Raw genomic sequence first — 5,507 nt, 5'->3', positions numbered from 1 at the left:
CTTGATCCAAGAATTCCTGCTATTTATAGATATAATTTTCCGCAAGAACTTCGAGCTAAAATACTAGCTTATGCTAAAGAGCATAATATCAAAGAGTAAAAATCACTCAAAATCTTTAATATACTTTTCCAATGCTTTGATGGTAAGATTTTCAAAAAGAATCTTATCTTCTTTGATATTGTTTTGTATGGCAGCTTCAAGATATTTAATAAACATATTTTCTTCCATTTCTTCAAAGATGGGAGTATATAATTCTTTTGCGATTAGGCTAAGGGCTAAAATATTGATCAATCTCGTGGATTTGATTAAGGGTATATTATTAACAATGCTTTCAAAATCTTTAATACTAATAGAAGAATAATCATTATTTAATTTAGAGCTTTGTTGTTTTGTTTTAATATCTTTTAAATTTTTTACCAAACTTTTTAAAACATTTTCATATTCTAATGAATTTGGATCTCTTTGAATGATTTCTTTTAAAAAGCTATCATCTGCCTTTTCTTCTTCGATAAATTTATAATCATTATTTTCTAAAATTATAAAGATATGTAAAAAAGTAAAGTGAGAGAAATTTTAATCAAAGTATTATTTTATAGTATTTTGATGAGATTTTTTTAGAAATCAAAGTGAGCTTTTATCTTTACATTTTTTTACATTGTGCTTTACACATTTTTACATTCTTTTTACAAATACTTTACAAAATCTTTTAAACACCTTTAAAAATTAAAGAGTAGTCTTTTTAAAATATCCTACAACGCGTCCGAGTATTTCAAAGTTTTCACCTTCTAAATTAATGGGCTCATACGCTTTGTTATCGCTAAGGAGTTTTAGCTTGGGGCGTTTTTGAAGGCGTTTTACATAAAGCTCATCTTCAATGCGTGTTACACAAATTTCGCCTTCTGCCACTTCTCCTTGCTGGATTAAAAGATAGCAATTTTCAGGAAGTGTTGGTGCCATAGAATCGCCTTGTCCTAAAATCACAGAGAGATTTATAAAAGAGTATAAGCCAAAACATTCACGCAAAAAACTTTTAGAAAGTCCCAAAGCTTGAGTGCTTTCTTCATCGTTATAAGTGCCACTTCCAGCACTTGCTCTTACATTTTCAAAAAAAGGAATGTTTATCATATCATCGTTTAAGGTTTCTTGTTGATTTTCCAACTTAGGGACACATTTATCTTGACTTAGGGACATTTTAGAAGACAGACTAAGGGACAACTTAGGGACATTCGCAAAATAATTCAAATCAATATCTAAAACTTTTGCAATTTTTATTAAATTATGTATTGTTATATTAGATTCTTTTGTTTCATATCTTTTTATTGAATCCAGTGAAACACCGCTTGATTTAGCTAATTCTAATTGTGTTAAGTTTTTAGCTTCTCTAGCATTTTTAATTTTTTGAGAAATATTCATAAAATACACCTTTTGTCTTGACAAGTTTAATAAATTACACTATAATTCTATTACTTTTAAAAGAATTGTATCACAAAAAGATTTTTTTTAAAAGTGGCTTGGGTGGGTGGGGATAATATCACTTTTGGAGCTTTAAAATGAAAGTTTTAAAGTGTAAAAAGGTGGTCGTAAAACTCAAGTTTGGAAGCTAAAAATCACTTTCAAACTTGAGTTATAAAATCATCTTTACCACTCCTTTTTTTGGAGTGGTTTAAGTGATTATACCATAAAGGAGTAAAAATGCGTAAAAGCTTTACAAGTTTAACTGAGCAAATGAGCAAAAAAGGCTTTAAGCTTCGTACTTGGGCTAAATTTAAAAAGTTAAATGAAAGCGATTATAGACTGCTTTTAAATATGAGCTATGGCAAAACAAAAGGTATAAGAGGCAGAGCCAAAGAATTAAAAGAAATGTTAGAAAAAGATGGATTTAAGGTGGCTTAAATGTGGATAAGCAGTAAAGAATTTGCAAAGCAATATGATATAAATTACGAAGCACTTAAAAAATCTTGTATTCGTGCAAATAAGCAGACTAAAAAAATTTGTATTTCAGGTAGTCATATAATACACTTTAAATACACCCAAGGCAAAGGACACGGTGGTAAAACCCTTCAAATCTGGTCTAAACCTTTAAATAAGGAAGAAACACAGCTAGTAGAGCAAGGTTTTAACATAGAAGATATAAGCAATACTACTACTATAACTCCTAAAACAACACAAGAAGCTTTAAGCAAAGCATTAAATGATGATGTTTTGCTTAAAAATTCTAAAGCCTTGCAAGTGCAAAACACTGACAAAACCAAACTTAGCGAAAATCAAATACAAATAAACAAAGATAGCTTAAGTCTCTTTGCAAAAGCCAGTTCTAAAAAGCAAAATTTAGCCTTACAAAAAGCTGCTGTGGTTAAAGAATGGCTCCATGCTAAAGGCAAGATAAGCACAAATGATTTTATAAATTACATTAACGCTAAAAAAATCTATGAGTTTAAGCTCACACAAAACAAACTCTTTGCTTGGCAAAAAGAATACTTAGCAAACGGACTTGATGCTTTAATAGATAAAAGAGAAAATAAAAAAGATGATGCCATTAGCACTCTTGGTATAAAAGAGCTTTTTATAAATACTTTGCTTGCTCAAAAAGGAAGGCTTAATGCTTCTAATATCCACAGGGTATTAAATTATGAATTAGCAAAGAATGGCAAGTTAGATTTAAAAGATTTTCTAGGCAAAAAAGATGAATTTATAAGCTATGAGTGTGTTTTAAGAAGTATGAAAAAATACTTAAAAGAAAACAAACTTATAAAAAATATCATCTTGCATGGCGAAGATGGAGCTATAAGCAGACATCTGCCAGCACTTGGTGTGAGTAATTGGAAAGTAAATACCATCAATGAAATCGTAGAAATTGATGCAAGTCCACTTGATGCTATTTGTAAAGTAGATTTTATCAATGAAACTTATGGCTTAAAAGGTGATGAGTGTTCTTGGCATAAACGCTACACTATAATATCATTAATCGATACTTATAGTGGTGTAACTAGCTTTTATCTAGGCTTTAGTGAAGATAGTTTAAGCATAGCAAGAGCCATCGCAAAATACATCAGCACTTATGGCGTTCCAAAATGCATACACTCAGATAATGGCAAGGCATTTTTAAGCAAAAATACTAAAGCACTTTTAGAAAGATTAAATATTGATTATAAGGCAATGCCAGCTTACAGTGGCTGGAGTAAGCCTTATGTAGAAAATAAATTCAAAGATTTACAAAACTCACTCACAGCCAATCTCGTCGGATATATAGGAGCTAACATCAAAGAAAGACAGGCTATTGAGTTTTTTTATTCTAAAAAAGAAAGAAGACTTAAAAAAGGCTATAAGACAAATCAAAGAAGACTTAAAACGCTTGAGTATATGAGAGAGTGTATTGATGATTATAGTGCGTATTTTATGAATAATAAATGGCTTGACCGACTAGGTGCCACTCCAAAAGAAAGTTTTGAAGCAAAGATTAGCGATGCTATTAGTATAGATGAGCTTAGCCTTAGTATGTATTTAGGCGGTGAATTAAAGCTTAGAAAGGTTCTAAATAAAGGACTTAGTCTTAATGGAACTCTTTTTTATAATCCAAAATTATACACCCATGAAGAAGTGTTTGTGTGTGAAAATCTTAATAACCAAAATGAAATCTTTTGCTTTGATAAACAAAAAGAACTTATTTGTGTAGCAAACAACTTAGATTTAGAACTTGGAGTAAGCATTGAAGAAGCTAAAGTTGCTAGAAAGCTTGTAAATAGAGCCATAAAAGCAAATAAAGACAAAATCGATGAGCAAAGAATGATTTTAGAAAAGAATATGGAAAAGTATTTAGCTCTTGGCAAGGAAAAACTAGAAAAAGTCAAAGCTCCAAAAACAAAAGCTAGTAACAACGCTAAAAAAGAACTTGAATTTTCAAAAGCCCTTGTTAGCAATGGTGATTTTGAACATTTGAGTACAAAAGTTATAAAAGATACCAAATGCAAAATTCCAAAATGGGAAAATGCTGCCAAAAAGGCAGGATATTAAAAGTCTTTAAAAGCTTTTAAAGTCTATTTAAACACGCTTTGAAAGTTTTTAAAAGCTTTTAAAAAAGCTTTAATTTAAAAGTTCTCCCCACGGCAGTGGGACGGGGCTTTAGGGATTTTAAAAGGGCAACGCCCTTTATCGCAAGGTGGAATTTATTTCCACCGCGAAGTTATAAAAAAGGATTTATATGCAAGAACTAAGCAAAGAATTAGAATGCTTTTTAGAGCAAAGCGGTATGAAGCCAAGTGCATTGGCAAGAGCGATTGGTGCGAGTGCTTCTTTAATCTCACAGATTAAAAGTGCAAGCTATAAAGGTGATGTGGCTTTATGGAGTAAAAAGATAAGAGATTTTATCGCTAATCACAAAGATAAGCAAAATGAAAAACCTAAAAAAGAACAACTTTTTAGAAGCCGTGATTTTTCTATGGCTACTTTTGTAATGAGCGAAGCGGTAAATGAAAAAGAAATCGCACTTATTTTTGGAGAAGCAGGAACAGGAAAAACCACTATTATAAACGAGTTTATTAAAACCAGACCACAAAGTATTTTAATAGAGGCAACTTGTCATACAAGTGTGGGTGTAATGCTTGATGAGCTTTTAAATGCTCTTAAAATCGAAGCAAATAGCAACAATGCTTCAAAACTAAAAGCAATTGCAAGATTTTTAAAGACCAATGAAAAGATTTTAATCGTAGATGAAGCCGAATATCTACCACTAAAGGCTTTGGAGGATTTAAGACGCATTGCGGATTTTGCTAGAGTGCCTCTTATTTTAGTAGGAACTGAGATTTTATACAAAAACCTAATGGGTAAAAACAAAGAGCTTAAACAACTTTACTCAAGGATTTGTGGTAAATGGATGATGAGAGGACTTAGCAAGGAAGAAAGTGATGAGTTTTTTGGCAAGGGCTATTTTAAATTTAGCAATGGTAATTTTAGAAGCTCTGCAAAGCTTTTAAAAAAGGCCTTAAGACTTGCAGAACTTGAAGAGTGCGAAATCAATGATGAGTTATTAACTAGTGCAAGCGAGATGGTTATATTATGAGTTTTGAAGAGATAGCTAAAGAACTTAATCTTAGCGTGACACGCGTTCATCAAATCTATACTGAAGCTCTTAGAAAGTTAAAGAGTCCTAAAAATAAAGACAAGTGGATGGCTATCTTTGAAACGATTGACTTAATCAAAAAAGAAAAAGCAAAGAAAGAAAACTTAATACAAGGAGAGAAAAAATGATACCAATGATTAAAGGTGAGAAAGCTGATTATAGTAGAAGTCTTTTTGAAGTAAGAGGCGTAGGGATTTATTACAAGCAAAGTGGAGTGTTTGTAGATGTTTTAAAAGGAATTTATCCTGATTATATTGCAAAAAAAATCATTCGTTTTCATTTGGGTAAAAAGCTTAACAAAAGTGCTTAAATTAAAGCACTTTATAGAAACCTCGCCTTAACGGCGTCGCTTCGCTGGATTTGATTAAGTTTTTTAAAACTTAAATTTATT

At 31.1% G+C, this 5,507-nt stretch carries 6 protein-coding genes and 1 pseudogene; 5 read left to right on the top strand and 2 right to left on the bottom strand.

The window, feature by feature from the left end; genetic code table 11:
* Positions 1-102 precede the first annotated feature (102 nt).
* Positions 103-537 (bottom strand): annotated as a pseudogene (locus AJ886_RS02760) (hypothetical protein); the annotation flags it as partial.
* Between the two features lie 186 nt (positions 538-723).
* Complete coding sequence (locus tag AJ886_RS02755; RefSeq protein ID WP_070278910.1) at positions 724-1,413, bottom strand: XRE family transcriptional regulator; 690 nt, start codon at positions 1,411-1,413, stop codon at positions 724-726.
* Positions 1,414-1,692: 279 nt separating this feature from the next.
* On the opposite strand from AJ886_RS02755, the gene AJ886_RS02750 reads away from it, so the two are divergent.
* From AJ886_RS02750 to AJ886_RS02730, 5 genes are all read left to right on the top strand, one after another.
* Positions 1,693-1,893: a hypothetical protein gene (locus tag AJ886_RS02750; RefSeq protein WP_002790505.1), complete on the top strand. Its 201-nt coding sequence runs from the start codon at positions 1,693-1,695 to the stop codon at positions 1,891-1,893.
* The gene (locus tag AJ886_RS02745; protein WP_070287086.1) at positions 1,894-4,011 is read left to right on the top strand and encodes a Mu transposase C-terminal domain-containing protein; all 2,118 of its coding nucleotides are present in this window, start codon (positions 1,894-1,896) and stop codon (positions 4,009-4,011) included.
* 187 nt (positions 4,012-4,198) lie between these two features.
* Positions 4,199-5,056: an AAA family ATPase gene (locus tag AJ886_RS02740; RefSeq protein WP_002790751.1), complete on the top strand. Its 858-nt coding sequence runs from the start codon at positions 4,199-4,201 to the stop codon at positions 5,054-5,056.
* Positions 5,053-5,244, top strand: a complete 192-nt coding sequence (locus AJ886_RS02735) for a sigma factor-like helix-turn-helix DNA-binding protein (RefSeq protein ID WP_002795448.1) — start codon at positions 5,053-5,055, stop codon at positions 5,242-5,244. Before AJ886_RS02740 ends, AJ886_RS02735 begins: the two co-directional genes overlap by 4 nt.
* The gene (locus tag AJ886_RS02730) at positions 5,241-5,426 is read left to right on the top strand and encodes a hypothetical protein (protein ID WP_057980536.1); all 186 of its coding nucleotides are present in this window, start codon (positions 5,241-5,243) and stop codon (positions 5,424-5,426) included. Before AJ886_RS02735 ends, AJ886_RS02730 begins: the two co-directional genes overlap by 4 nt.
* Positions 5,427-5,507: the final 81 nt, after the last annotated feature.

The sequence above is a fragment of the Campylobacter sp. BCW_6465 genome, from assembly GCF_001762815.1.
Taxonomy (GTDB): Bacteria; Campylobacterota; Campylobacteria; order Campylobacterales; family Campylobacteraceae; genus Campylobacter_D; species Campylobacter_D jejuni.
The sequence above is the reverse complement of the archived record's forward strand: the minus strand, read 5'-3'. Positions and strand labels throughout refer to the sequence as shown.

Bases quoted from the DNA above. Each gene is read 5' to 3' on its own strand.
- AJ886_RS02755 (WP_070278910.1), bottom strand. From the start codon at position 1,413: ATGAATATTTCTCAAAAAATTAAAAATGCTAGAGAAGCTAAAAACTTA.
- AJ886_RS02750 (WP_002790505.1), top strand. From the start codon at position 1,693: ATGCGTAAAAGCTTTACAAGTTTAACTGAGCAAATGAGCAAAAAAGGC.
- AJ886_RS02745 (WP_070287086.1), top strand. From the start codon at position 1,894: ATGTGGATAAGCAGTAAAGAATTTGCAAAGCAATATGATATAAATTAC.
- AJ886_RS02740 (WP_002790751.1), top strand. From the start codon at position 4,199: ATGCAAGAACTAAGCAAAGAATTAGAATGCTTTTTAGAGCAAAGCGGT.
- AJ886_RS02735 (WP_002795448.1), top strand. From the start codon at position 5,053: ATGAGTTTTGAAGAGATAGCTAAAGAACTTAATCTTAGCGTGACACGC.
- AJ886_RS02730 (WP_057980536.1), top strand. From the start codon at position 5,241: ATGATACCAATGATTAAAGGTGAGAAAGCTGATTATAGTAGAAGTCTT.